This is a genomic window from Oerskovia enterophila, assembly GCF_001692445.1.
Lineage (GTDB): Bacteria > Actinomycetota > Actinomycetes > Actinomycetales > Cellulomonadaceae > Oerskovia > Oerskovia enterophila.
The window spans coordinates 22,250-45,096 of record NZ_MAQA01000025.1 but is presented as its reverse complement, the minus strand read 5'-3'; the positions used below and the strand labels follow the sequence as shown (position 1 = coordinate 45,096).

Sequence of the window (22,847 nt, the reverse complement as noted above, 5' to 3'; positions counted from 1 at the left end):
CCGGCCGACGTGCGGGCTCGCTCAGGCAGTCGGGGATCCTCGGTACGGTCGGAAGAAGTCGCGCAGCTCCTGCGCGTAGAGCTCGGGCTCCTCGAACGCAGCGAAGTGCCCGCCGCGCGCGGGCTCGGTCACGCTCACCAGGTTCGTGGTCCGTTCGAGCCAGGCCCGCGGCGGACGCACGACGTCTCCCGCGAAGAGCGAGAAGCCCGACGGCACCTCGACGCGACGCCCCAGCTGGGCGGGCGGGATCGCGGCATTGGCCGCGTACATGCGGATCGACGGGCCGATGCTCCGTGTGAGCCAGTAGATCGTCACGTTCGTGAGGATCTCGTCCTTCGTGAAGGCCCGCTCGACGTCACCCCCGCAGTCGCTCCACGCGCGGAGCTTCTCGACGATCCACGCGGCGAGGCCCGCGGGCGAGTCCTCGAGCCCGAACGCCAAGGTCTGGGGCCGTGTGCGCTGGATCGCCGCGTAGCCGCCCTCGCTCGCGCCCCACGCCGTGGCACCTGCGAACCACTCGCGCTCCTCGGGCGAGAGGTCGGCCTGGTCACCGGCGGAGGACGGGAGACCGGCGTCGGTGCGGTGCACGGCGACGACCCGCTCCGGGTGGTCGAGCGCGAGGTAGCGGCTCACGTGGCTGCCCATGTCCCCTCCGACCGCGCCGAACCGTGCGTACCCCAGGCGGCTCATGAGGTCGGCCCACAGGCCGGCGACCGCGACCGAGTCGAGGGTGGGCCCCGCCGGCCGGTCCGAGTACCCGAAGCCCGGCATGTCCGGGACGACGACGTCGAACGCGTCGGCGGGGTCCCCACCGTGCGCGCCGGGGTCGGCAAGCAGCGGGACCACCTTCGCGTAGCGCCAGAAGGAGTCCGGCCAGCCGTGGCACAGGACGAGGGGCAGGGTGGGAGTCCCCGCGGGGGCCACGGCCCGGGCGTGCACGACGTGGATCCCGAGGTGCTCGCGCGCGGCGGGACCGCCCGGACGCGCGCCGTCGTCGGGCGCCTCCGGGCCTCCGAGCGCGACCCGGAAGCGGGGCAGCCGGGCGAGGGCCGCCTCCTGCGCGGGCCAGTCGAACCCGTCGGCCCAGTACGCGACCAGCTCGCGGAGGTAGTCGAGGTCCGTCCCGAGCGACCACCCCGCGTCCGCGGGGGCGTCGGGCCAACGGGTCGCGCGCAGCCGCGCGCGCAGGTCCTCGATCGCCTCCGGGGCGGTCCGGGCGGTGAAGGTCTCGATGGCGGGAGAGGTGTCCGGCATGGTCGCCACGCTACTGCGGCCCCCTGGCCGTCGACAGGGTGCCCGGTGCCCCGCCCGCGGCGAGCGTGTCCGCCTGCGCCCGCTCCCGGTGCGCGGGAGAGTAGGGGGCATGCAGATCCTCTCCTCGATCGCGACGGCGCTGTTCACGGCCGTCGCGACGATCGTCATGGTCCTCCTGCTCGCGGCGACGGCCCGCAGGGTCCTGGGGGTCCCGGTCGGGTGGATCCGCTCGATCCTCATGACGGTCTTCGTGGTCTCGATCGGGTCGTGGGGGCTCACCGAGGGGTTCCAGCAGCTCGGCGTGCAGGAGGCCGACGGATCGCTCACGGTCCATCCCGGGGTCGTGCTCGTGATCATCGTCCTCGCGTGGGCGTGGTCGTTCGTGATCGGCCTCGGGCTGCTGCTCGTCCTGGAGCTCCTGGTGCCGACGGGCAGCATCCCGACGCCCTGGCGCGCTGTCGTCGAGCTCCGCAGCGGGTCCAAGGACATGTGGCGCTACGCGCAGATCATGGGGATCATGCTGCGGCACGGGCTGGGCGGGTTCTTCGGCCGCGGGGCGCGCCGGCGCAGCCACCAGCGGACCACGGACACCGAGGAGCGGGCCGTGGCCCGCGAGCTGCGGGCCGCGCTGAGCGACGCGGGCGTGACGTTCGTGAAGCTCGGCCAGATGCTCTCGACGCGCGCGGACCTCCTGCCCGCGGTGTACGTCGAAGAGCTGTCCCGGCTCCAGAGCCAGGTACCGCCCGCCCCCTGGGCACAGATCGAGGGCATGGTCACGCGGTCGATCGGCGCCCCCGTGGACACGGTGTTCGCGCACTTCGACCCGGACCCGATCGCGTCGGCGTCGGTCGGTCAGGTGCACTGTGCGACGCTCCTCGACGGCCGCGAGGTGGTCGTCAAGGTCCAGCGGCCCGGGGCCCGCACCCAGGTCCTGGGTGACCTGCGGATCGTGCTGCGGATCGCGCGCCGGCTCCAGCGCGACACGTCCTGGGGTCCGTCGCTGGGCATCATGGACCTCGCCGAGGGATTCGCGGCCTCGTTGCGCGAGGAGCTCGACTACACGACCGAGCTCGAGAACACGCTCAACGTGCAAGGGGCGCTCGCGACCGTCAGGCGCTCGCGGCGGCACCCGCTGCCCGGCCTGCACCAGGGCGAGGACCCCGACGCGAACGTGCCTCTCGTCGAGATCCCGCGCGTCTACCCGGAGCTGTCGAGCTCGACGCTCCTGGTCATGGACCGCCTCGACGGGACGCCCGTCGGGGACGCGGCCGAGCTGCTCACGACGTTCGACGACGACGCGCGCCACGACATCGCGGCCCGCCTGCTGCGCGTCACGCTCGACCAGATCGTCGTGACCGGGGTCTTCCACGCCGACCTGCACCCGGGCAACGTCCTGCTGCGCGACGACGGCTCGCTCGGGCTGCTCGACTTCGGGTCGGTAGGACGGCTCGACGAGGCCGAGCGGGTCGCGCTCGCGGCCGTGCTGCTCGCGGTCGAGGCCGACGACTCGATCGCGGCGACCGACGCGCTCATCGAGCTCCTCGACCAGCCCGAGAGCTTCGACGAACGCCGGTTCGAGCGCTCGGTCGGCCAGCTCATCCTGCGGTTCCGGGGCGGAGGGGCAGCCAACAGCGGGTCGCTGTTCGCCTCGATGGTCCGGCTCGTGAACGACGCGGGCATGGGCGTGCCGCCGCAGGTCGCCGCGGCGTTCCGCACCATCGCGTCGCTCGACGGGACGCTGCACGTCCTGTCCCCGTCGTTCGAGCTGGTGTCCTCGGCCCGCGACGAGGGCGAGGAGCTGCTGCGCAACATGGTGAGCCTGCGCAAGATCCGCGCCAAGGCCGGGTCCCAGCTCCTGGCTTTCGCCCCGTCGATCGAGCGCCTGCCGCGGCGCCTCAACAAGATCACGTCCGACCTCGAGGCGGGGAAGTTCACGGTCAACGTCCGGGCGTTCTCCGACCCCGGGGACAGGAAGTTCGTCACGAGCCTGGTGCAGCAGGTCATCTCGACGATCATCGCCGCGGCGAGCGTCGTCGGCGGGGTGTTCCTCCTGATCGCGGAGAACGGCCCGCAGCTCACGAACGACCTGAGCTGGTACTCGGTCTTCGGCGCCGTGATGCTGTTCGTCGGCGCGGTGCTCAGCATCCGCGTGCTGATCTACGCGTTCCGCGGGGCGCCGGGGGACCGAGGCGCCAGGGACTGGTAGGTCGCGGGACGGGGGCCCGGGTCTCCGTGAGCGGGAGACGCCGTGCTGATGCGTCCCCGGGCCGCTAGCGTGCGCTCATGTCCCGCCGCGAGCTCGTCGTCCTCGGCACCGCCAGCCAGGTGCCCACCCGGACGCGCAACCACAACGGCTACGTCCTGTTCTGGGACGACGAGGCCGTCCTGTTCGACCCGGGCGAGGGGACGCAGCGGCAGATGCTCCGTGCGGGGGTGTCGGCGACGGACCTGACGCGGATCGCGATCACGCACCTGCACGGCGACCACAGCCTGGGGCTGGCCGGCGTCGTGCAGCGGATCAGCCTGGACGGAGTGCCGCACACGATCCCGGTGTCGTTCCCGGCGTCGGGCGCGGCGTGGGTCGACCACCTGATCGACGCGACGTCGTACCACCACCGCGCGGACCTGGAGCTCCAGCCGCTGGCCGAGGACGGGGTCGTCTGGCCCGTGCGCCCGGAACAGGGCTTCACGCTGCGCGCCGAGCGGCTCGAGCACGGTGTCGAGGCGTTCGGCTACCGGCTCGACGAGCCCGACGGCCGGCGCATGGTGCCCGCGCTCCTCGCCGCGGCCGGCGTCGCGGGCCCCGCGATCGGGGTGCTCCAGCGCGAGGGGAGGGTGGTCACGGGCGACGGGCGGACCGTCCGGCTCGAGGACGTGAGCGCCCGGCGCCGGGGGCAGTCGTTCGCGTTCGTCATGGACACGCGCCTGTGCGACGCGGTGTTCTCGCTCGCGCGCGGGGTCGACCTGCTCGTGATCGAGTCGACCTTCCTCGACCGGGACCGCGAGCTCGCGCACGCGTTCGGTCACCTGACAGCGCTGCAGGCTGCCACGGTCGCGGCGGAGTGCGGCGTCCGCTCGCTCGTCCTCACGCACTTCTCGCAGCGCTACCAGGACGCGGGGGAGTTCTGGGCCGAGGCCAGGACGGTGTTCGACGGCGAGCTCACGGTCGCCGAGGACCTCGACCGGGTGCAGGTCCCGCCGCGCGTGCACTGAGCGCCGGTGCGGTGCGCTCTGGTCCCGGAGCTGGTCGCCCGAGGTGGGTGCAGGCATGCGGGGAGCGTGCCCCGGCGGACCCCGGGGAAGCGCCCGCTCTCCGGGTCGTCGGTGTCCCTGGCCGGTGCCCGCGACCGCTACCCTCGGACGGTGCCCGACCTGCCTGGAGTGCCCGACGACGACCGCACGCCCCGCCGCATCGGCTGGGGCTGGTTGGCGCTGTCGGTGCTGGCTGCGGTCGTGGCCTTCCTGGCTGTCGCGGTCCAGGTGCGGCGGTGCGTCGAGGACCCGTCCGGTGGCGAGGCCCTCTGCACGACGGGCCCGGCGCTCGGGACCGGCGGCTGGATGGTCGGTCTCGCGGGGGCGTGCCTGGCGGTCTACTCGTTCCGCCGAGCGTTCGCCCGCCGGTAGCCCCGAGCACCGCTGCCTGTCGTGCGTCGAGCACGAGGTTGCGGTCGCCCCGGCCGTTCTCACGACCGCAACCTCGTGCTCGACCGCGCGGAACCTCGTGCTCGGCACCCGGTCCCAGCGACCCGTCAGTGCCTCCCGGTACGGTCCCTCCCATGGCTGATCGCGCGCACGGAGACCCCACCCCGCCCACCGACTCGTCGGTCGACCGCGAGGACTGGTACGGGCGTGATCTCGACGGCGAGACGTTCGAGCGCGTGGCGTTCGGCGACTGCGACTTCTCGGAGATCACGACGACGGGCGCCACGTTCACCGGGTGTACCTTCCGCAACGTGCGCTTCAACGCGTCGACCCACACCGACTCGGCCTTCGCGAACTGCACGTTCTCGCGGTGCTCGTTCTTCGACGCCACGTTCACGCGCTGCAAGGCCGTCGGCTCGGTGTTCACCGAGTGCAGCTTCGACCTCCTGAAGGTCGTGGGCGGCAACTGGTCGTTCGTGGGTCTCCCGGCAGCCGACCTGCGCAGCGCGACGCTGACCGGCGCGCGGTTCCGCGAGGCGGACCTGACGGGTGCGCGCTGCCAGGGCGCGGTGCTGCGAGACCTCGACCTGTCGGGTGCGTGGCTGCACAAGGCCGACTTCACGGGGACGGACCTGCGGGGCAGCGACCTCCGTTCGCTCGACCCCCTGTCGAGCACCGTGCAGGGTGCGATCGTCGATCCTGCTCAGGCGCTCGTCCTCGCCGAGTCCCTGGGGCTGGACGTCCGGACCCACTGACCGGTCGCCGGCCGCAGCACCGGGGCCCCGCTGAGAGACACGTCACCGTCGCGTCATGATCGCGTCCGGGGCGTGTCTCTCTTCATGACGGGCACCTCGTGGCAGGCACGGGGCGCCCCCGATCGTGCGCCCGGCGTCATCCCGGGACGCCGGAAGGACGCCCATGGCGACGAGCGAGCAGAACCTCGAGGCACTGGCCGACGAGGAGCTCGTCGACGCCGTGCGCCAGGGCTCGCGGGACGCCTACGGGGTCCTGTGGACCCGGCACGCGGGCGCCGGTCGTGGTGCGGCCCGCCGGGTCACGTCGTCGTTCGACCCGGACGACCTGGTCCAGGAGTCGTTCGCGCGCATCCTGAACGCGATCCAGGGCGGGCACGGGCCGAACGGTCCGTTCCGGCCCTACCTCTACCAGACGGTCCGCAGCGTCGCGATCTCGTGGTCGCACGCGCCGCACCCGATCGCCGTGGAGGAGGTCCCGGAGGTCGCCGACCCGGTCGACATGGCCGACGGGGTGATCGAGGGCTCGGTCACCGTCACGGCGTTCAAGGCGCTCCCCGAGCGGTGGCAGGCGGTGCTCTGGTACACCGAGGTCGAGGGCATGGACCCCCGGGAGGTCGCCCCGCTGCTCGGGCTGAGCGCGGGGTCCGTCTCGGCGCTCGCGTACCGGGCGCGCGAGGGCCTGCGTCGGTCGTGGCTCCAGGCGCACGTCAACGCCGCCGCGGTGCCCGAGGAGTGTCGCTGGGCCGTCGAGCTGATGGGCGACTACAACCGCGGTGCCCTGAGCGCTCGTCAGAAGGACCGGTTCGAGGAGCACCTCACGGGGTGCCTGTCGTGCTCGATCCTCGTCGAGGAGGTCGACCAGGTCGCCTCCCGCCTGGGCCTGCTGCTGGTCCCGCTGGTCCTGGGGGTCCCGGCGGTCCTGGGCGGAGGCTCGTTCGCGCTGGGCGGCGCGGCGGGCGCGGCACCGGTAGGGACGTTCGTCGGCCCGACGGCGGAGCTCGCCTCCCCAGGTCCCACCGGCTCGGGCGGAGCGTCGGGCGGGTCGGGCCCGCTCGGTGCGGCGGCCTCGGGGGCCGGGGCGACCGCGGGTGGCTTCTCGGGCGGGCTCGTGCTCGCTCTGGTCGGTGCGGGCGTCGCGGTCGCGGCCGGTGTGCTGGTCGTCGCGCAGCCCTGGGCCGCAGCGCCGCCGGCGGTCGCCGAACAGCTCACCGCCGAGAGCGACTCGCCAGGATCGGCTGACGGGGCGACCGCCGGCGCCCCCGGGACGACGGACCCCGCGGACATCCCGGACGACGAAGCGGCCGAGCCCCCTGGGACGGGCCTGCCCGAGGTCCCGGGCCAGGGGCCCTCGGGTGGGACCGGCTCGTCAGGTTCCCCCGGGACGGGCTCCTCGCAGCGACCTCAGGGCACCGGCGCCGGACCCGAGGCGCCTGTCGTCACCGAGCCGCCCGTCGGGCCCGTGCCACCGGACCCGGTCGATCCGGTGGACCCCGTCGATCCGGTGGACCCGGTCGACCCGGTCGACCCCGTCGACCTCCCGCCCGTCGCGCCCACCCTCGTCGCCCCCGCGCCGGGCGAGCTGGTCTTCCTGCCCGAGCTCTCGGGCACCGGGGAGGCCGGTGCGACGGTCACCCTGACCGGCACCGACCCGACCGGGGCGTCCTCGGTCCTGGCCACCGCGGAGGTCTCGCCGACCGGAACGTGGCGCGCGGCGCCGTCGGGCAGCGGGGGAGGCTGGGACAGCCTCACCGTGACCCAGGAGCGCGGCGGGCTGACCTCCGAGCCGACCACCGTCCAGGGACCGTTCACGTTCGCGCTGCCCACGATCCTCACGCCCGTCGACGGGTCCGTCCTGGACTGGGCGCCGTCGATCGACGTCCGGATCGAGGGGCGTGCCGGGATGACCCTGCAGGTCTTGGTGGACGGAGTCGCCACGGGCAACCTGCACGGCGCGAACGGCCGCCCGCTCGACCGCGTCGTGTCGGGGCTCGCACCCGGCGAGCACTCGATCGGGCTGCGCTACGTCCGGGCGGTCGGCGGCAGCGTGGTCGAGGCAGGGCCGACCGTGACCTCGACCTTCACGATCGCGGGCTGACCCGCCTCAGGACTCCTCGGCGGGGCGACGCACGACCGTCACCGGGCACGACGCGTACTCGACGGCCTGCCGGCTGACCGAGCCGAGCAGCAGCCGGTCGAACCCGCCCGTGCCACGGTTGCCCACGACCAGCCGCTCGGCGCCGCGGGCCGCGTCGATCAGGCCCTTGGCGGGCTGCGCGTGCACGACGCTGCGCTGCAGCCGGTCCTCGGAGAGGTCCGCGCCCGCGGCCTCGAGCGCGCGGTCGAGCTGCTCGCCCGCGAACTTCTCGTAGTCGTCGATCGGAGGAGTCCAGCCCCACGAGTCCGGCAGCGGGGCGAGCGTGACGATCTGCCAGCAGAACACGGCGTCGAGCACGGCGCCCGTGCGGCGGGCGACCTCGATGCCGTGACGCAGCGCGTGCACCGAGGTGCGTGAACCGTCCACGCCCACGACGACGCGCGGCACGCTGCCGTCGACCTCGGGGGCCTCGGGGGCCTCGGCCTCCTCGCTCGACCGGACGACCGTGACCGGCACCTGAGCGGCCCCCTGCACGACGGCCGAGGACACCGACCCCAGCACCAGCCGTCCCAGGCGTCCCAGCCCGCGACGCCCGACCACGAGCATCTCGGCGTGCTCGGCCCGAGCCAGCAGCGCGGCAGCGGGCGACCCCTGGACCTGCTCGGCGTGCGTGATCGTCTCGACCCCGGTCCGGTGCCTGGCCTCGTCCAGGAGGGTCAGGACCTGCTCCTGCTTGAGGTCCGCGAGGTGGCTGAAGTCGGAGGGCTCCGACGGGCGCGGACCGTCCTGCCAAGAGGGCTCCCACGCGAGGACCGCGGTGAGCGGCACCCCTCGTGAGCCCGCCTCGACCAGGGCCCAGTCGAGGGCCTCCTGCGACTGGACCGACCCGTCCACACCGACGACCACGTCACGCATCGACGTCACCTGCTCTCTTGCTCGACGACCGTCCAGTGCGACTGTGCACCGTCCGCACCACCCATCTTGGTCGTTCCCGACGGCCACGTCACGCCTGGGCGTGTCTGCTTGATCACGCCTCGGCGTCAGCACCGGACGACGGGCGCGGACGGGTCAGAACCGAGGCCCGTCGTCGCCGTGCAGGAGGTTGCGGATCGGGGCCGTGGAGATGTCCAGACGGTCCACGAGGTCGGTCGGGCCGGAGACGATCACGGCCCGGTCGCCGACCGGGACGTACACCGCGACCGTCCCCCGGACCGCGACCCGCACGCACGGGTGCGAGACGTCGTCGAGCACGAAGGCCGTGCGCTGCAGCGCCGCGAGGTCGACCTCCTCGACGATCGCCCGCATCGCCGAGCGGTAGTCCTGGTACGCGTCGGCGAAGTCCGCCCCCGTCGGGCCCTCGGCCCCCTCGGGGACGTCGCTGTGCAGGGGCGAGGCCAGCGCCCCGCTGAGCGCGGCGCGCACGATGTCGTCGATCTGCTCGGGGTCGTCGGTGCCGACGCGGAGCGTCTCGACGTCGACCGCCTCGCCCACGAACGACACGTAGGCGCGCAGGAACCGCTCCTCGGTGGGGTCGCGGTCGTCACCCGTCCCGGTGACGGTCTCCTCCTCGAGGTCCAGCCCCCACGTGAGCGGGTCGGTGATCTCGCCCACGACGCCGCTGAAGCGTGCGAAACGGGCGACGATCTGCTCCCACGACTCATGGGCGCCTGCTGGTTCGTCCGGCTTGTGCATCGTCCTCCCTCGGACTGGCGGGTGCCCCTGCCACGAGCCTGCCCTCGCGGTGCTCCCGGGTCAACGATGCTGGCGGCGCGCCGGGAACGCACGTCGGGGACCGGGTGAGTCCACCGGCCGGGACGCCTGGTCCGCCCGCCGGGACGTCCCCCTGGGCTGCACGGACGCGTGCCAGTCTCTGGGCATGACCCAGGGGAGCACGCGACCTGAGCGGCGTCCGGCAGGACGTCGACGACGCCGCGGCCCGGGCTGGGTCCCCGACCAGCACGGCGCGTGGGCGATGCTCGCGGTGCCGCTGCTGGTCGGCGTCGTCCTCGGCGGCCCGGCCTGGGTGCACGTGCCGCTCGCGGTCCTGTGGTTCGTGGGGTACTTCGCGTTCTTCGCCGCGGGCCTGTGGCTCAAGTCCCGCTTCAGGGCGCGCTACCTGCCGCCCGTGCGGGCGTACGGGATCGCGACGGTCGTCCCAGCCGTCGTGGTCCTGTCCCTGCGGCCCGACCTCCTGGCCTGGGTCCCGCTGTTCCTCCCCCTGCTCGGGGTGAGCCTGTGGAGCTCGTACCGGCGGCGCGAGCGCTCGCTGCTCAACGACGGGGCCACGGTGCTCGCGGCGTGCCTCATGCTGCCGGTCGCGTTCGTGGCCGGGACAGGTCCGGCGCCGGACCTGTGGCCGGGTGTCTCGCTGCCCGACGGCGTCACGGGCCTCGCAGGGATCGGCTGGCCCCAGGTGTGGGCCGTCTTCGTGCTCGTGCTGGTCTACTTCGCGGGGACGATCCTCTACGTCAAGACGCTCGTCCGGGAGCGCGGCGAGCGCTCCTACCTGGTCGCGTCGGTCGTCTACCACGTGGCCGCAGCGGCCGTCGTGAGCGTGGCGCTCGCAGCGGCCGGGCTCGCGTGGTGGCCCGCGGTGCTGCTGTTCGCCGGCCTGACGGCCCGGGCGGTGTGGGTACCGAGGACAGGGGCGAAACCCCTGCAGTTCGGGATGGGGGAGGTCGCCGCGAGCGTCCTCGTCCTGGTGGTCGCGCTCTGGCTGCCCTCGACCCTGGCGACCGCGGGCGCCGCCTGACCTGGCCTGACGCCCCCGGGAGGCGAGGGCCCGAGGGGCGTGGCGCCGTCGGGCAGGACGCCCTGTCCCGGTCTCTCCGGGCTCCCTCCGCCGCTCGGCCGAAGGTCACGGAGCGACCCCCTCGTCACGCCCCTGGCGAACAAGGGCATATCCGTGGGGTCGGCCCCGTTGGTCACGGATAGAGTCGTTGCGGTCAGGCCTGAGCACCACCGGTGCGGGTGTACGCCGCTCGTGAGGAGCAGCACATGTTCGAGAGATTTACCGACCGAGCCCGTCGGGTCGTCGTCCTTGCCCAAGAAGAGGCACGGATGCTCAACCACAACTACATCGGCACCGAGCACATCCTGCTCGGCCTCATCCACGAGGGAGAGGGAGTCGCAGCCAAGGCGCTGGAGTCCCTGAACATCTCCCTCGACGGTGTGCGCTCGCAGGTCACCGAGATCATCGGCGAGGGCCAGCAGGCCCCCAGCGGGCACATCCCGTTCACGCCGCGCGCCAAGAAGGTCCTGGAGCTCTCGCTCCGCGAGGCCCTTCAGCTCGGCCACAACTACATCGGCACCGAGCACATCCTGCTCGGCCTCATCCGTGAGGGAGAGGGTGTCGCAGCCCAGGTCCTCACCAAGATGGGCGCCGACCTCAACCGCGTGCGCCAGCAGGTCATCCAGCTGCTGTCCGGGTACCAGGGCAAGGAGCCCGTCGCTGCGGGCGGCCCCGCCGAGGGCCAGCCGTCCGGCTCGGCCGTGCTCGACCAGTTCGGCCGCAACCTCACGCAGGCCGCACGCGAGGGCAAGCTCGACCCTGTCATCGGACGCACCTCGGAGATCGAGCGCGTCATGCAGGTCCTGTCGCGCCGCACCAAGAACAACCCCGTCCTCATCGGCGAGCCCGGTGTCGGCAAGACGGCCGTCGTCGAGGGCCTCGCCCAGGACATCGTCCGTGGCGACGTGCCGGAGACGCTCAAGGACAAGCAGCTCTACACGCTGGACCTCGGCGCCCTGGTCGCCGGTTCCCGCTACCGCGGTGACTTCGAGGAGCGCCTCAAGAAGGTCCTCAAGGAGATCCGCACGCGCGGCGACATCATCCTCTTCATCGACGAGATCCACACGCTCGTCGGTGCGGGTGCCGCCGAGGGCGCGATCGACGCGGCGAGCATCCTCAAGCCGATGCTGGCCCGTGGCGAGCTCCAGACCATCGGTGCGACCACGCTCGACGAGTACCGCAAGCACATCGAGAAGGACCCGGCCCTGGAGCGTCGCTTCCAGCCGATCCTCGTCTCGGAGCCGAGCCTGCCGCACGCGATCGAGATCCTCAAGGGTCTGCGCGACCGCTACGAGGCGCACCACCGCGTGTCCATCACGGACGCCGCACTGGTGGCCGCCGCGACGCTGGCCGACCGCTACATCAACGACCGGTACCTGCCGGACAAGGCGATCGACCTGGTCGACGAGGCCGGTGCGCGTCTGCGCATCCGTCGCATGACCGCACCGCCGGAGCTCAAGGAGCTCGACGAGCAGATCGGCGAGGCGCGTCGCGACAAGGAGTCCGCGATCGACGAGCAGGACTTCGAGAAGGCCGCGCGCCTGCGCGACACCGAGAAGCAGCTCACGCAGCAGCGCGCCGACAAGGAGAAGGCCTGGAAGGCCGGAGACCTGGACACCGTCGCCGAGGTGGACGAGGACCTGATCGCCGAGGTCCTGGCCATGTCGACCGGCATCCCGGTGCTCAAGCTGACCGAGCAGGAGTCCGCACGCCTGCTGAAGATGGAGGACGAGCTGCACAAGCGCGTCGTCGGCCAGGAGACGGCCATCAAGGCGCTCTCCCAGGCGATCCGTCGCACGCGGGCAGGCCTCAAGGACCCCAAGCGTCCGGGTGGTTCGTTCATCTTCGCCGGCCCCACGGGTGTCGGTAAGACCGAGCTGGCCAAGGCGCTCGCCGAGTTCCTCTTCGGGGACGAGGACGCGCTCATCCAGCTCGACATGTCCGAGTTCTCGGAGAAGCACACGGTCTCGCGTCTCTTCGGCTCGCCTCCCGGCTACGTCGGTTACGACGAGGGTGGCCAGCTGACGGAGAAGGTCCGTCGCCGTCCGTTCTCCGTGGTCCTGTTCGACGAGGTGGAGAAGGCGCACGCCGACATCTTCAACTCGCTCCTGCAGATCCTCGAGGACGGTCGCCTGACCGACTCGCAGGGACGTGTGGTCGACTTCAAGAACACCGTCATCATCATGACGACGAACCTCGGTACGCGGGACATCGCCAAGGGCCTCCAGACCGGCTTCAACGCCGGCGGCGACCTGGTGACGAGCTACGACCGCATGAAGGCCAAGGTCAACGACGAGCTGAAGCAGCACTTCCGCCCGGAGTTCCTCAACCGCGTCGACGACGTGGTGGTCTTCCCGCAGCTCTCGCAGAAGGAGATCGTCCAGATCGTCGACCTCATGGTCGCCAAGCTGGACAAGCGCCTGCAGGACAAGGACATGGGCATCGAGCTCACGGACGCGGCCAAGACGCTCCTCTCCGAGAAGGGCTACGACCCGGTCCTCGGTGCTCGTCCGCTGCGCCGCGCGATCCAGCGCGACATCGAGGACGTGCTCTCCGAGAAGATCCTGTTCGGCGAGCTCAAGGCCGGCCAGGTCGTCCTGGTCGACGCCGAGGGCGAAGGCCTGCTGGGCGAGTTCACGTTCCGTGGCGTCTCCAAGGACGACCACGAGCGTGGCCCGGTGAGCGTGGCCGCGACCGCGGCGCTCAACGCGCCGACGGGCATCTCCACGGCCGACCTCCCGCCGACCGGCGAGCTGCGAGCCGGCGCCGAGTGATCCTCCCGGCAGCCACCGGCTGTCGATCCCCGGTCGTCTGACGCCGACCGGACGAAGGGCCCCGATCCTCACGGATCGGGGCCCTTCGTCGTCTGCGAGGTCGGTCGGGCCGGCCGGGCCAGCCGGGCCGCTGGCCCCGGGGAGCCCGGACCGAGGAGACCTAGTCGTGCCCCGCGAGCGAGGCGAGCGCGGTGCGCCAGAGCTCCTCGGAGTGCTCGACCGCCTCGGGGGTGTCGTTGTTGTCCTGCCGGATCGTCACGCGCGTGCCCTTGGGGTCCGGGGCGAGCGTGATCGCCACCTCGTGGTGGTTCTCCGGGACGTCGGGCACACCGCTCGCGGGCGAGTAGTGCGTGAAGCGCAGCGTCCTGGGCCGGTCGACCTCGAGGACCGTGCCGTGGTCCTCGAAGTGCTTGCCCTGGTACTGGCCCTCGAACGTGATGGTGCTGCCCGGCTGGTAGTCCGTCTCCACGTTCGCGCCCAGCATCCAGGTCGCGGACGGGTGGACGAGCTCGGCCCACACCCTCTCGGGGCGGGCGGCGATGTGGATCGAGGCGGTGGCGACGAGTCCGGTCATGGGACCTCTCCTCCTTGAGCGGTTTCCTCGACCGTAGCGCCTGGGGTCCGGTACGGCATGGTGGCGCCCAGGCCTCGCGGGATCGCGGCGGGTCGACCAGGGGCGGCGTGCCGCGCGTGAGCAGGCGCCGGTCAGCCCTTGTCGCGCTGCATGATGAGCCTGTCGAGGAGGTCGACGAGACGGCGACGGTCGCGGTCGTCGAGCGGAGCCATGAGGTCCTCCTGGGCCGCGGCGAGCACCGCTCCGAGCTCGTCCAGGCGCCTCGCTCCCGTGGTGGTCAGGGTGATGATGTTGCGGCGACGGTCCGACGGGTCGGGGTTCCGTTCGACGTGGCCGTCGGCGACCAGGCGGTCGACCAGCGCGACCATGTCGCTCCGGTCGATCCCGCACCGGCGGCCGAGCGCGGCCTGGCTCGCGGGCCCGAACTCCTCGAGAGTCGTGAGCACCGCGAAGTGGGACCGGTGGGCGCCGACCCCGGCGAGCCTCTCGGCCACCCGCCGGGAGGCCTCGAGCGCGGCCTGGGCGAGGAGCCAGCTCGGCAGGGTGCGAAGGCGCGTGGGGGCGGTCTCGGTCTCCATCGCCCGATCCTATCGTTCGTGGGGCCGCCCTATTGTGGGTGGCGCCAACAATCTGTATCGTTGGCTTCACCAACGAAAATCGTCGACGAGGTCAACTTCCCCCGGAGGTCCACATGTCCACACCCCGCCCTGCCGCAGCCACCGGAGCCGCTCCGCTGGACGAGCTCGCTCGTTCGCTCCGGGCCCTGGTCGACCGTGACGAGATCACCCGCCTCGTCTTCCGCCTCGGGTACGCCCTGGACGCCGGAGACGCCGAGCAGCTCCGCGACCTGTTCGTCGAGGACGCGACCGCGCGCACCCCTGGTGGGACTGCCGAGGGGGTCGAGGCCGTGGTGGCGCAGGCTGCACGCAACCATCGCCCTGAGGACGGCATCCAGCACCACGTGAGCAACGTGCTGGTCGACCTCGACGCTGACCAGGCCACGGTGCGCTCGAACCTGCTCGTGACGTTCGCCCGGCGGGAGCCCGTCGCCGACAAGCCCGTCACCCTGGGAGAGGTCTACAGGTTCGAGGCCCGCCGGACCGTCGACGGGTGGCGCTTGGCGAGCGTCGTCGTCGAACCGGTGTGGGCCTCGCGCTCTCCGGTCACGCTCCTGCGTGCCGGGTGAGCCGAGCACAGCTCTAGCGCACCCCGAGCGCGGCCCGCTGCCCCCGGTGGAGGCGCTCGATCACGGTCGAGTAGGCCGCGATCATCCGGGTGTGGCTGAACCGCGGTCGGCTGCGCAGGAGCGCGAGGCCCAGCTCGTCCCGTCGTCGGGCCGCCTCCTCCCACGCCGCGCAGATCGCGGCGGGGTCCCTGGACGTGACCAGGCCGATCCCGTCGACGATCGACGCGGCGTCGCCCACGTCGGTCGTGACGGGCACGGCCCCGCACATCGCGCCCTCGATGAGGCACAGCGGGGCCGCCTCGCCGAACGACGAGGTGAGCGCGACGACGTCGGCCGCCGCGTAGACCGACTCCATGTCCCGGCGCACGCCCAGGAGGTGGATCCGCGCGAGCAGGTCCGGGCGATCCGCGAACGAGGCCCGCAGGTCCTCGAGCAGTGCCGGGTTCGTCGGGCTCATCCCCGCGCCGCACATCAGCACGTGCCGTGTCGTCGCCCGCGCGAGGAACGCCCGCGCCGCTCGCACGAACAGGGCCACGTCCTTCATCCCGTCGTAGCGCGCGGCGAACGCCACGACGGTCGCGTCGAGCGGCACGCCGAGCATCCCGCGCCGGGCGGCGCGACGGCGCGGGGCCAGGGGACGGAACCGTGCGAGGTCCACCCCGTTGGGGATCACGTGGAGGAGCGAGGCCGGCACCCCGGCGGCACGGTAGGCGTCCCGGGTCGACTCGGCACAGCAGACCGCGCCGACGAGCCGTCCGTTCTCGACGGTCGCGAGCAGGTCGTCGAGCGCAGGTCCCTGGTGCTCGGGGTCGGACCGGTGCAGGCACGCGATCACGGGCCGCTCCGGGAAGCCGTCCTGGTTCACGAGCCGCAGCGGTTGCTCCTTGAGCGAGAGGACCACGTCGGACCGAGCGGCGAGCTCCGCCGCCGTGGACAGCTCCGCCTCGGTGAATCCTCGCGGGGCGGCCGCAGGAGCCCCCGGGCGCCGGCCCAGCGAGGCGACCTGGATACCCGCTGCGCGGAGCGCCTGGTACCTCGGGTCCTCGGTCATGGGTTGGAGCAGGCCCTCGCGCAGGACCGCGTGGTGGATGCTCAGGACGGAGTGCGTCTGCCGGCCCCCGCCGTGCAGTCCGGTGATGACCGCGCTGTGCAGCACTCGTGCCCCGCCGCTGAAGAAGCCCTCGTAGATCGACTGGACCCGCAGTCCGTCTCCTGCTGACATGGCGTCACCTCCGTCGCCAGGATCGGGCACCACGATGTCCGACGCGTGGCGATCCTGTGACATCGGCATGACGCGTGCCGAGCGGCTCCGGGGACGAGGTGAGGGGTCAGCGGACGCTCGCCCACGCTGCCGCGAACCGCGGCAGGCTGGCCTCGAGGGTCTCCAGGCTCGCCGTGAGCGAGATGCGGAAGCGGCCAGGCGTCTCGAAGTACTTGCCGCCCAGGACCAGGACGTCGTGCTCGGCCAGGAGGGACTCGAACGCACGGTCGTCGGGCACGGGCGAGCGGGGGAAGAGGTAGAACGTGCCCTCGGGCGAGTGCACGTCGTAGCCGATCTCGCGCAGCCCGGACACCATGAGGTCCCGCTTGCGCTCGTAGAGCGCGACGTCGAACGGGATCCGCTCGAGCAGGGGCAGCGCGTGCTGCAGCACCGCGTTGGGGAACGCGTACCCGATCGCGATCTGGAGCGCCTCGATCGCAGGCCGCAGCTCCTCGCGGCCGGGCAGGGTCGGGGGGACGGCGAGGTACCCGATGCGCTGGCCCGGCGCGAGCAACGTCTTCCCGTAGCTGTACGCGAGCAGCGACCAGGGGTACACCTCGGTGGGGCTGTGGAACGTGGTGCCGTCGTAGACGATGCGGTGGTACGGCTCGTCCGAGACCACGAAGATGCGGCGTCCGGTGCGTGCCGACGCCTCGTCGAGCAGCGCCGCGAGGCGCCGCAGCTGCTCGACCGGGTAGACGCGACCCGTCGGGTTGTTGGGCGTGTTGACCAGGACGACGCGGGTCCGCGGGGTGATCGCGCCCGCGATCGCGTCGAGGTCCAGGTCGAACGTCTCGGGGACGATCGGGACCTTGACGGGGACCAGCCCGGCCTCGCGCACGATCACCTCGTACGCGAACCACGGCGGGATGCTGAAGACCACCTCGTCGCCGGGGTCGGCGACGAGCTTGAGCGCGAGCGCGAGCGCCGTGAAGCCGCCCGTGGTCAGGTGGACGTCGTCGGGCTCGAACGCCACGCCGACGACGCCGCGCAGCGCGTCGGCCGCCGCCGCGCGGGCAGCGGGCTCGCTGACCTTGTAGCCGAACCAGTGCTCGTCGCGCGGGACGGCGCTCGCGCGCAGCGCCTCGACGTACGCGGCCGGGGCCGGGTCGTGCGGGTTGCCGAACGTGAGGTCGAGGACGCCGGGCCGGGCGCGCCGCTCGGGGTAGACGTGCGCGAAGAACCCGAGCAGGTGGTCGAACGGGGTGGACCGCGCGAGGTCCGCCGCGCGTCGGGAGATCGTCTCGTCGGCCATGGGAGCTCCTCGCTCGGGCGACGGCAGTGCCGGGAGGTGGGTCGCCAGGGCGGTGGTCGGCTGGCGACAGGGTGGCCGGGGGCCACGCGGTACAGGCGATTCCACGCTAGCACCGGGCCGGCGGACCGGCCGGGGGACGGGGAGGCCCGACGGCGCCGCTCACCCTGCGGCAGGCAGCGTCCCTCGCGGGGACCGCGCTCGGGCAGGAGGTCGATCACGGGCACGCGTGCCGTCAGCGCGTGCTGGACTCTCGCGCCGTGCTGGTGCGCGCCCAGTCGAGCAGGTAGTCCTGCTCCACCGTGTTCTGCGTGCGGGCCGCTGCCGAGCGGAAGGCGACGGCCGCGTCGGCATGGCGGCCCAGGTCGTCGAGCAGGTGGGCGCGTACCGCGGGCTCTCGCGCGCCTGCGAGGGAGTCGTCGGCGAGCCCGTGCTCGCGGTCGAGCGCGTCGAGCAGGTCGAGCCCGCGCTGCGGGCCGAATGCCCGCGCGACGGCCACGACTCGCGACAGGCGGACCGGGCCGGTCGGTGCGAGGCGCTCGAGCCAGAGGTAGAGCGCGGCGATCTGGGGCCAGTCGGTGTCGGCGTCGCTCGTCGACGTGGCGTGGACGGCGGCGATCGCGGCTTGCACCTGGTACGGCCCGACGGTCCGGAGCGGCCACACGGCATCGATGATCGCGCGGCCCTCCTCGATCATCCGCTGGTCCCAGCGCGACCGGTCCTGGTCCTCGAGGGGCACCAGGTGGTCGTAGGCGTCGGTCCGGGCGTCACGTCGCGCCTCGGTGAGGAGCATGAGGGCGAGGAGCCCGGCGACCTCGGGGTCCTGGGCGCTGTGGGACCGGGCGAGCCGGGTGAGCCGGATGGCCTCGTGGGAGAGGTCGACACGGCCGAGGCTCGTCCCGGAGGAGGCCGTGTAGCCCTCGTTGAACACGAGATACAGCACCCGCAGCACGGAGGCGAGGCGTGCGTCGCGGTCGGCCGAGGTGGTGGGGACGAAGCGGGTCCCTTCCCGGCGGAGCTGCTGCTTCGCACGACTGACCCGCGTCCCCATGGTCGCCTCGCTCACGCCGTAGGCATGGGCGACCTCCGCCGTCGTCAGGCCGCCCACGGCGCGGAGCGTCAGCGCGACCTGCGAGGTCGGGCTGAGGGACGGGTGGGCGCACAGGAGCAGCAGGGTGAGGCTGTCGTCGTCGTCGATCACCTCGCGGCCCGACGCCTGCTCCGCGAGCGCCGCTTCCCCGACCGTCCGCTCGCGGCGATGGCGCGCCTGCTCGGAACGCAGGAGGTCGATCATCCTGCGGTACGCCACCCGCACGAGCCAGGACCTGGGCTCGACCGGAACGCCCTCGACGGGCCACCGGGTGCTCGCGACGAGCAGCGCTTCCTGGACGGCGTCCTCGGCGACGTCGAACCGGCTGAACCGGCGCACGAGCGCACCGAGGACCTGGGGCGCCTCGGCGCGCAGCAGGTCCTCGATGCTCGGGTCCAGAGGCGGGTCGGCCTCCGGTGCGGGAGTCATGGGCGTCAGGCCGCGAAGTCGTCGCCCATGATCGGTCGGATCTCCATGGGCTCGCCCAGGACCGCGACCATGCGGCTGACGACCTCGACGGCCCGCTCGTGGCTCGCGCAGTCGATGACGGCAAAGCTTGCGAGGACCTCCTTGAGCTCGGCGAACGGGCCGTCGGTCGCGACGACGCCGGAGTCGGTGCGGCGCACCGTCGTGCTCATCGCGGGATGGCCCAGGCCCTCGCTCGACACGAACTCTCCGGTCCGGCGAAGCTCCGCCTCGAACTCCTGGTAGGCCGCGAAGGCCGCGAGGGCCTCGTCGGACGGCGTGTCGGCGGAGCCGGCGTCCCATGCGGCGGTCGGGGTGTATCCGAGCAACAGGTACTTCACGTGGTTCTCCTTCGGAGGTTTGCTGGTCGGGCTCGAGACCAGACTCTCAGCCGAGGGCACGGGTCCGCAGCCGCAGGGCGAGGACCGTGGTCCAGGTGAAGGCGATCAGCCCGTTGGCCGCGACCTGGAGGCTCGCGGTCTCGGGCGAGACGGGTAGGAGCAGCACCAGGCCCACGATCCCGTGGCCGATCGCGGCCGGCACCTGACGCGCACGCACCGCACGGACCGTGAGGACCACGGCCGCGGCGGCGAGCGCGGTGAAGGCGACGGCGGCGGCCACCGAGTGGGCGACGCCGTGCCACGACATCGAGTTCGCCGGTCCCTCGGGCGTACCGACGGGAAAGCCGTTCTCGGGGTCCATGACGAAGACACCCGCGAGCACGAAGCCGACCCCGGCGATCCCCAGCAGCACGGGGACGGCGCGCCGTCCGACTCCCTCGGTGACGATCCGTCGGTGCGTCACCGCCAGGGCGAGGAGCCCGAGGCCGGTCAGGGCGAAGGTGAGGATCTGGACCCAGCCGAGGTCTCCGGTGGAGAGCTGGCTGAGCGGGTGGACCCGCAGGTCGAAGCCCTCCCGGGCGAGGGACTGCACGCTCGCCGAGACGACGAAGAGCGGACCTGCGACCGCGGCCGCGACCAGCAGGCGTCGGGTGCTCGAACGGTCCGCCGCCGCCGTCTGCGTGCGGTCGGTGCCGAGCGTCGGTGGTTTCGGGGACGGTGGGAGCGGGATCTGCCGGGACATGACGTTCTCCTTCGGTGGCGGGGTGGTTCACGGCTACCTCGTGACCGCAGCCCGGGCTTCGACACACATGGAGTGTGATGTGCGTCACAGTCTCTGAATGTCGAGGCGTGCGGAGGCGTGACGAGGTGTCCACGACCGCGGCCGACCCGGACGTGGCGCCGAGACGAAGGAGAACGACCATGGACAGCACGAGCACCCCCGCCGAGACGACGGGCGCGAGGGCGACCGTCCCGACCCGATCAGCGGAAGTCGACGCCTACGGGCTCGACGGCCAGGCGCCGCCCAGCGCAGGGCTCCGCGCCCTGGAACGACTCGTCGGGACCTGGCGTGTGACCGGCGGCGCCGAGGGCGAGGTCACGTACGAGTGGATGGAGGGTGGGTACTTCCTCCTCCAGCGCGTGCGGCTCGACCAGTTCGGGCAGGAGATCAAGGGACTCGAGGTGATCGGCAACCTCCACCCGTTCGGCGAGCCCGTCGGTGAGGACGTCGTGTCCCGCTTCTACGACTCCCTCGGCAACACGCTCGACTACGTGTATGACATCACCGGCGACACCCTGACCATCTGGGCAGGGGGCAAGGGGAGTCCCGCATACTTCGAGGGCACGTTCGACGCCGCCGACCGGGTGGTCGTCGGCGAGTGGGTCTATCCCGACGGAGGCGGCTATCCGTCGACGATGACCCGGCACTGACGACCGGCGTCCGCGCGGCCGCGGTCGCGCGGACGCGGCCGCGCGGACGCCGGTCGCGAGCCCTCGTGGGGGAGCTCACACCGCTTCCTGACGTGCTGACACGTTAAGATGGTCCGTCTGTCCGACTTCGAAGTTGGGGCGGTCGAACGGTCCGGCACCTTGCGGACGCGTCTCGATCCGGGCTGGAAACCCCACGATCCCCGCTGCGTCCCCGAAGGTCGGTCATGCCCGTTTCTCCTCCCTCCACCTCTGCGCCCTCGGCCCAGGTGGTCCCTCCCTCGGCCGAGCCCCATGGTTCGGCGTCGGCAGAGCACGACGCGCGCGGCGCGTCAGGGCCCCGTCGCTGGTGGATCCTGCTCATCCTCGCGCTCACGCAGCTGCTCGTCGTGCTCGACGGGACGATCGTGAACATCGCCCTCCCGCAGGCCCAGCTCGAGCTCGGTCTCACGGACACCCAGCGCCAGTGGGTCGTCACGGCCTACGCGCTCGCGTTCGGGGCTCTCCTGCTGCTCGGCGGGCGCATCGCGGACTACTGGGGACGCAAGCGCACCTACCTGCTGGGAATGGTCGGCTTCGGCGTCGCGTCGTTGCTCGCGGGCCTCGCGCGCAACGGCACCGAGCTCATCGCGATGCGTGGGCTCCAGGGGGTCTTCGCAGCGCTGCTCGCCCCCGCGGCCCTCGCGCTGCTCACGGTGTCCTTCCCGCGCGGCAAGGACCGCAACACGGCGTTCGCCGTGTTCGGTTCTGTCGCGGGTGTCGGGGCCGCGGTCGGCCTGGTGCTCGGTGGCGCGCTCACCGAGTTCGCGGACTGGCGCTGGTGCCTGTGGGTCAACGTCCCGGTCGTCCTGGTCGCGCTCGTCGCGGGGGCGCTCCTGATCCGTGAGAGCAAGGCCGAGGGGGACAACAGGTACGACGTGCTGGGCACGGTCGTGGTGGTCCTCGGGCTCGGTTCGCTCGTCTACGGCTTCACGCTCGCCGAGCACAGCTGGGTCGCGCCCGAGACCATCGGGTGCCTGGCCGCCGGCGTCGTGCTCATCACGCTGTTCGTCTGGATCGAGTCCCGCGTCGCGCAGCCGCTCCTCCCGCTGCGCGTGCTCACGAACAAGGTCCGGGCCGGCGCGTTCCTGCTGCAGGCCATCTTCGGTGCGCTCATGATCGGTGCGCTGCTGTACCTCGCCCTCCACCTGCAGATCGTGCTGGGCCTCTCGCCCCTGCACGCGGGCCTGGGCACCCTGCCCATGACGATCATGACGCTCGTCCTGGCCCCCGTGATCACCCAGCTCCTCCCGCGCTTCGGCCCCCGTCCGCTCATGATCGGCGGGCCCCTGGTCGCGGCCGCTGCGCTGCTCTACCTGAGCCGCATCACGGTCGGCGGGTCGTACGCGGTCGAGATCCTGCCCGCCCTGATCGTGCTGGGCGTGGGCATGGCGATGGTCCTGGTCCCGCTCCAGAACGTGGCCCTTTCAGGCGTTGAGCCGCACGACGCGGGCGCCGCGAGCGCGACCGTCAACGCGTCGATGCAGATCGGCGGCTCGATCGGCCTCTCGGTCTTCACGACCATCTACGCGGGCGTCGTCGCGGGGGCGGTCGTGACGGACGAGGCGTCGCAGCTCGCCGCGTTCGTCGACGGCTACTCGGCGGCGTTCGTCGCGACGGCCGTCACCCTGGTCGTGGGCGCCGTCATCGCCGCGGTGCTGATCCGCGGTCCCAAGGAGCAGCTCCTGCCGCAGGGCGACCAGGTCGCCGTGCACCTGGGCTGAGCGCGTCCCGGAGCCAAGGACGCGGTTCCGGAGCACGTCCAGGCCGCCCGACGACGCCACGCGCGCCGTCGGGCGGCCTTGCTGTCGCGTCTCCGGCGTCTGCCGGCAGCGCGCCACGGGGCATCGCACGGGTCGTCCGTTGCCCGACGGCGTCGCGCGCCCCCGGCGGTCGTGGC

At 72.6% G+C, this 22,847-nt stretch carries 20 protein-coding genes; 10 read left to right on the top strand and 10 right to left on the bottom strand.

Annotation, left to right across the window (positions count from 1 at the left end):
* Nucleotides 1-21: 21 nt before the first annotated feature.
* Nucleotides 22-1,254: an epoxide hydrolase family protein gene (locus OERS_RS11475; RefSeq protein ID WP_068625885.1), complete on the bottom strand. Its 1,233-nt coding sequence runs from the start codon at nt 1,252-1,254 to the stop codon at nt 22-24.
* Nucleotides 1,255-1,363: 109 nt separating this feature from the next.
* Here OERS_RS11475 and OERS_RS11470 point away from each other — a divergent pair, with 109 nt between their 5' ends.
* The 5 genes from OERS_RS11470 (at nt 1,364) to OERS_RS11450 (ending at nt 7,746) form a co-directional block, all read left to right on the top strand.
* Nucleotides 1,364-3,460, top strand: a complete 2,097-nt coding sequence (locus tag OERS_RS11470; protein ID WP_068625864.1) for an ABC1 kinase family protein — start codon at nt 1,364-1,366, stop codon at nt 3,458-3,460.
* A 77-nt stretch (nt 3,461-3,537) separates the two neighbouring features.
* The gene (locus OERS_RS11465) at nt 3,538-4,467 is read left to right on the top strand and encodes a ribonuclease Z (RefSeq protein WP_068625863.1); all 930 of its coding nucleotides are present in this window, start codon (nt 3,538-3,540) and stop codon (nt 4,465-4,467) included.
* A gap of 150 nt (nt 4,468-4,617) precedes the next feature.
* On the top strand, nt 4,618-4,878 hold the full coding sequence (locus OERS_RS11460) for a hypothetical protein (RefSeq protein ID WP_139107801.1): 261 nt from the start codon (nt 4,618-4,620) through the stop codon (nt 4,876-4,878).
* A 152-nt stretch (nt 4,879-5,030) separates the two neighbouring features.
* Nucleotides 5,031-5,651: a pentapeptide repeat-containing protein gene (locus tag OERS_RS11455; RefSeq protein WP_068625861.1), complete on the top strand. Its 621-nt coding sequence runs from the start codon at nt 5,031-5,033 to the stop codon at nt 5,649-5,651.
* A gap of 163 nt (nt 5,652-5,814) precedes the next feature.
* A complete protein-coding gene (locus OERS_RS11450; protein WP_068625860.1) occupies nt 5,815-7,746 on the top strand; it encodes a sigma-70 family RNA polymerase sigma factor in 1,932 nt (643 codons plus the stop codon).
* A 6-nt stretch (nt 7,747-7,752) separates the two neighbouring features.
* On the opposite strand, the gene OERS_RS11445 is transcribed toward OERS_RS11450, so the two are convergent.
* Both OERS_RS11445 and OERS_RS11440 read right to left on the bottom strand, forming a co-directional pair.
* Nucleotides 7,753-8,661 carry a universal stress protein gene (locus tag OERS_RS11445; RefSeq protein ID WP_068625884.1) on the bottom strand — a complete coding sequence of 303 codons (909 nt, stop codon included), beginning with the start codon at nt 8,659-8,661 and terminating at the stop codon, nt 7,753-7,755.
* A gap of 153 nt (nt 8,662-8,814) precedes the next feature.
* On the bottom strand, nt 8,815-9,438 hold the full coding sequence (locus tag OERS_RS11440; protein ID WP_056649477.1) for a hypothetical protein: 624 nt from the start codon (nt 9,436-9,438) through the stop codon (nt 8,815-8,817).
* 184 nt (nt 9,439-9,622) lie between these two features.
* On the opposite strand from OERS_RS11440, the gene OERS_RS11435 reads away from it, so the two are divergent.
* Nucleotides 9,623-10,498 carry a YwiC-like family protein gene (locus OERS_RS11435; protein WP_068625859.1) on the top strand — a complete coding sequence of 292 codons (876 nt, stop codon included), beginning with the start codon at nt 9,623-9,625 and terminating at the stop codon, nt 10,496-10,498.
* 245 nt (nt 10,499-10,743) lie between these two features.
* Nucleotides 10,744-13,311 (top strand): ATP-dependent Clp protease ATP-binding subunit, encoded by a 2,568-nt coding sequence (locus OERS_RS11430; RefSeq protein ID WP_056649482.1) that lies wholly within the window; start codon nt 10,744-10,746, stop codon nt 13,309-13,311.
* 160 nt (nt 13,312-13,471) lie between these two features.
* Here OERS_RS11430 and OERS_RS11425 read toward each other — a convergent pair whose 3' ends face one another.
* Nucleotides 13,472-13,885, bottom strand: coding sequence for an SRPBCC family protein (locus OERS_RS11425; protein ID WP_068625858.1), 414 nt, complete (start codon nt 13,883-13,885; stop codon nt 13,472-13,474).
* A 131-nt stretch (nt 13,886-14,016) separates the two neighbouring features.
* Entirely contained in the window at nt 14,017-14,463 is a 447-nt protein-coding gene (locus tag OERS_RS11420; protein ID WP_068625857.1) for a MarR family winged helix-turn-helix transcriptional regulator, read from the bottom strand.
* A 113-nt stretch (nt 14,464-14,576) separates the two neighbouring features.
* Between OERS_RS11420 and OERS_RS11415 the strand changes: the two genes are divergently transcribed.
* A complete protein-coding gene (locus OERS_RS11415) occupies nt 14,577-15,071 on the top strand; it encodes a nuclear transport factor 2 family protein (RefSeq protein ID WP_068625856.1) in 495 nt (164 codons plus the stop codon).
* Between the two features lie 13 nt (nt 15,072-15,084).
* Here OERS_RS11415 and OERS_RS11410 read toward each other — a convergent pair whose 3' ends face one another.
* From OERS_RS11410 to OERS_RS11390, 5 genes are all read right to left on the bottom strand, one after another.
* The gene (locus tag OERS_RS11410; protein ID WP_068625855.1) at nt 15,085-16,293 is read right to left on the bottom strand and encodes a glycosyltransferase; all 1,209 of its coding nucleotides are present in this window, start codon (nt 16,291-16,293) and stop codon (nt 15,085-15,087) included.
* A 106-nt stretch (nt 16,294-16,399) separates the two neighbouring features.
* Nucleotides 16,400-17,587, bottom strand: coding sequence for an aminotransferase class I/II-fold pyridoxal phosphate-dependent enzyme (locus OERS_RS11405; RefSeq protein WP_068625854.1), 1,188 nt, complete (start codon nt 17,585-17,587; stop codon nt 16,400-16,402).
* Between the two features lie 232 nt (nt 17,588-17,819).
* Nucleotides 17,820-19,103: an RNA polymerase sigma factor gene (locus OERS_RS11400; protein ID WP_068625853.1), complete on the bottom strand. Its 1,284-nt coding sequence runs from the start codon at nt 19,101-19,103 to the stop codon at nt 17,820-17,822.
* Between the two features lie 5 nt (nt 19,104-19,108).
* Entirely contained in the window at nt 19,109-19,480 is a 372-nt protein-coding gene (locus tag OERS_RS11395) for a YciI family protein (protein ID WP_056649501.1), read from the bottom strand.
* A 46-nt stretch (nt 19,481-19,526) separates the two neighbouring features.
* Nucleotides 19,527-20,222 carry a DUF998 domain-containing protein gene (locus OERS_RS11390; protein ID WP_083201394.1) on the bottom strand — a complete coding sequence of 232 codons (696 nt, stop codon included), beginning with the start codon at nt 20,220-20,222 and terminating at the stop codon, nt 19,527-19,529.
* Nucleotides 20,223-20,401: 179 nt separating this feature from the next.
* On the opposite strand from OERS_RS11390, the gene OERS_RS11385 reads away from it, so the two are divergent.
* Nucleotides 20,402-20,911, top strand: coding sequence for a hypothetical protein (locus tag OERS_RS11385; RefSeq protein ID WP_068625852.1), 510 nt, complete (start codon nt 20,402-20,404; stop codon nt 20,909-20,911).
* Between the two features lie 224 nt (nt 20,912-21,135).
* Nucleotides 21,136-22,671 carry an MFS transporter gene (locus OERS_RS11380; protein WP_083201393.1) on the top strand — a complete coding sequence of 512 codons (1,536 nt, stop codon included), beginning with the start codon at nt 21,136-21,138 and terminating at the stop codon, nt 22,669-22,671.
* Nucleotides 22,672-22,847: the final 176 nt, after the last annotated feature.

What these genes read in the sequence shown, in the direction of transcription:
- OERS_RS11475 (WP_068625885.1), bottom strand. Translation starts at nt 1,254, where the DNA reads ATGCCGGACACCTCTCCCGCCATCGAGACCTTCACCGCCCGGACCGCC.
- OERS_RS11470 (WP_068625864.1), top strand. Translation starts at nt 1,364, where the DNA reads ATGCAGATCCTCTCCTCGATCGCGACGGCGCTGTTCACGGCCGTCGCG.
- OERS_RS11465 (WP_068625863.1), top strand. Translation starts at nt 3,538, where the DNA reads ATGTCCCGCCGCGAGCTCGTCGTCCTCGGCACCGCCAGCCAGGTGCCC.
- OERS_RS11455 (WP_068625861.1), top strand. Translation starts at nt 5,031, where the DNA reads ATGGCTGATCGCGCGCACGGAGACCCCACCCCGCCCACCGACTCGTCG.
- OERS_RS11450 (WP_068625860.1), top strand. Translation starts at nt 5,815, where the DNA reads ATGGCGACGAGCGAGCAGAACCTCGAGGCACTGGCCGACGAGGAGCTC.
- OERS_RS11445 (WP_068625884.1), bottom strand. Translation starts at nt 8,661, where the DNA reads ATGCGTGACGTGGTCGTCGGTGTGGACGGGTCGGTCCAGTCGCAGGAG.
- OERS_RS11440 (WP_056649477.1), bottom strand. Translation starts at nt 9,438, where the DNA reads ATGCACAAGCCGGACGAACCAGCAGGCGCCCATGAGTCGTGGGAGCAG.
- OERS_RS11435 (WP_068625859.1), top strand. Translation starts at nt 9,623, where the DNA reads ATGACCCAGGGGAGCACGCGACCTGAGCGGCGTCCGGCAGGACGTCGA.
- OERS_RS11430 (WP_056649482.1), top strand. Translation starts at nt 10,744, where the DNA reads ATGTTCGAGAGATTTACCGACCGAGCCCGTCGGGTCGTCGTCCTTGCC.
- OERS_RS11425 (WP_068625858.1), bottom strand. Translation starts at nt 13,885, where the DNA reads ATGACCGGACTCGTCGCCACCGCCTCGATCCACATCGCCGCCCGCCCC.
- OERS_RS11420 (WP_068625857.1), bottom strand. Translation starts at nt 14,463, where the DNA reads ATGGAGACCGAGACCGCCCCCACGCGCCTTCGCACCCTGCCGAGCTGG.
- OERS_RS11415 (WP_068625856.1), top strand. Translation starts at nt 14,577, where the DNA reads ATGTCCACACCCCGCCCTGCCGCAGCCACCGGAGCCGCTCCGCTGGAC.
- OERS_RS11410 (WP_068625855.1), bottom strand. Translation starts at nt 16,293, where the DNA reads ATGTCAGCAGGAGACGGACTGCGGGTCCAGTCGATCTACGAGGGCTTC.
- OERS_RS11405 (WP_068625854.1), bottom strand. Translation starts at nt 17,587, where the DNA reads ATGGCCGACGAGACGATCTCCCGACGCGCGGCGGACCTCGCGCGGTCC.
- OERS_RS11400 (WP_068625853.1), bottom strand. Translation starts at nt 19,103, where the DNA reads ATGACTCCCGCACCGGAGGCCGACCCGCCTCTGGACCCGAGCATCGAG.
- OERS_RS11390 (WP_083201394.1), bottom strand. Translation starts at nt 20,222, where the DNA reads ATGTCCCGGCAGATCCCGCTCCCACCGTCCCCGAAACCACCGACGCTC.
- OERS_RS11385 (WP_068625852.1), top strand. Translation starts at nt 20,402, where the DNA reads ATGGACAGCACGAGCACCCCCGCCGAGACGACGGGCGCGAGGGCGACC.
- OERS_RS11380 (WP_083201393.1), top strand. Translation starts at nt 21,136, where the DNA reads ATGCCCGTTTCTCCTCCCTCCACCTCTGCGCCCTCGGCCCAGGTGGTC.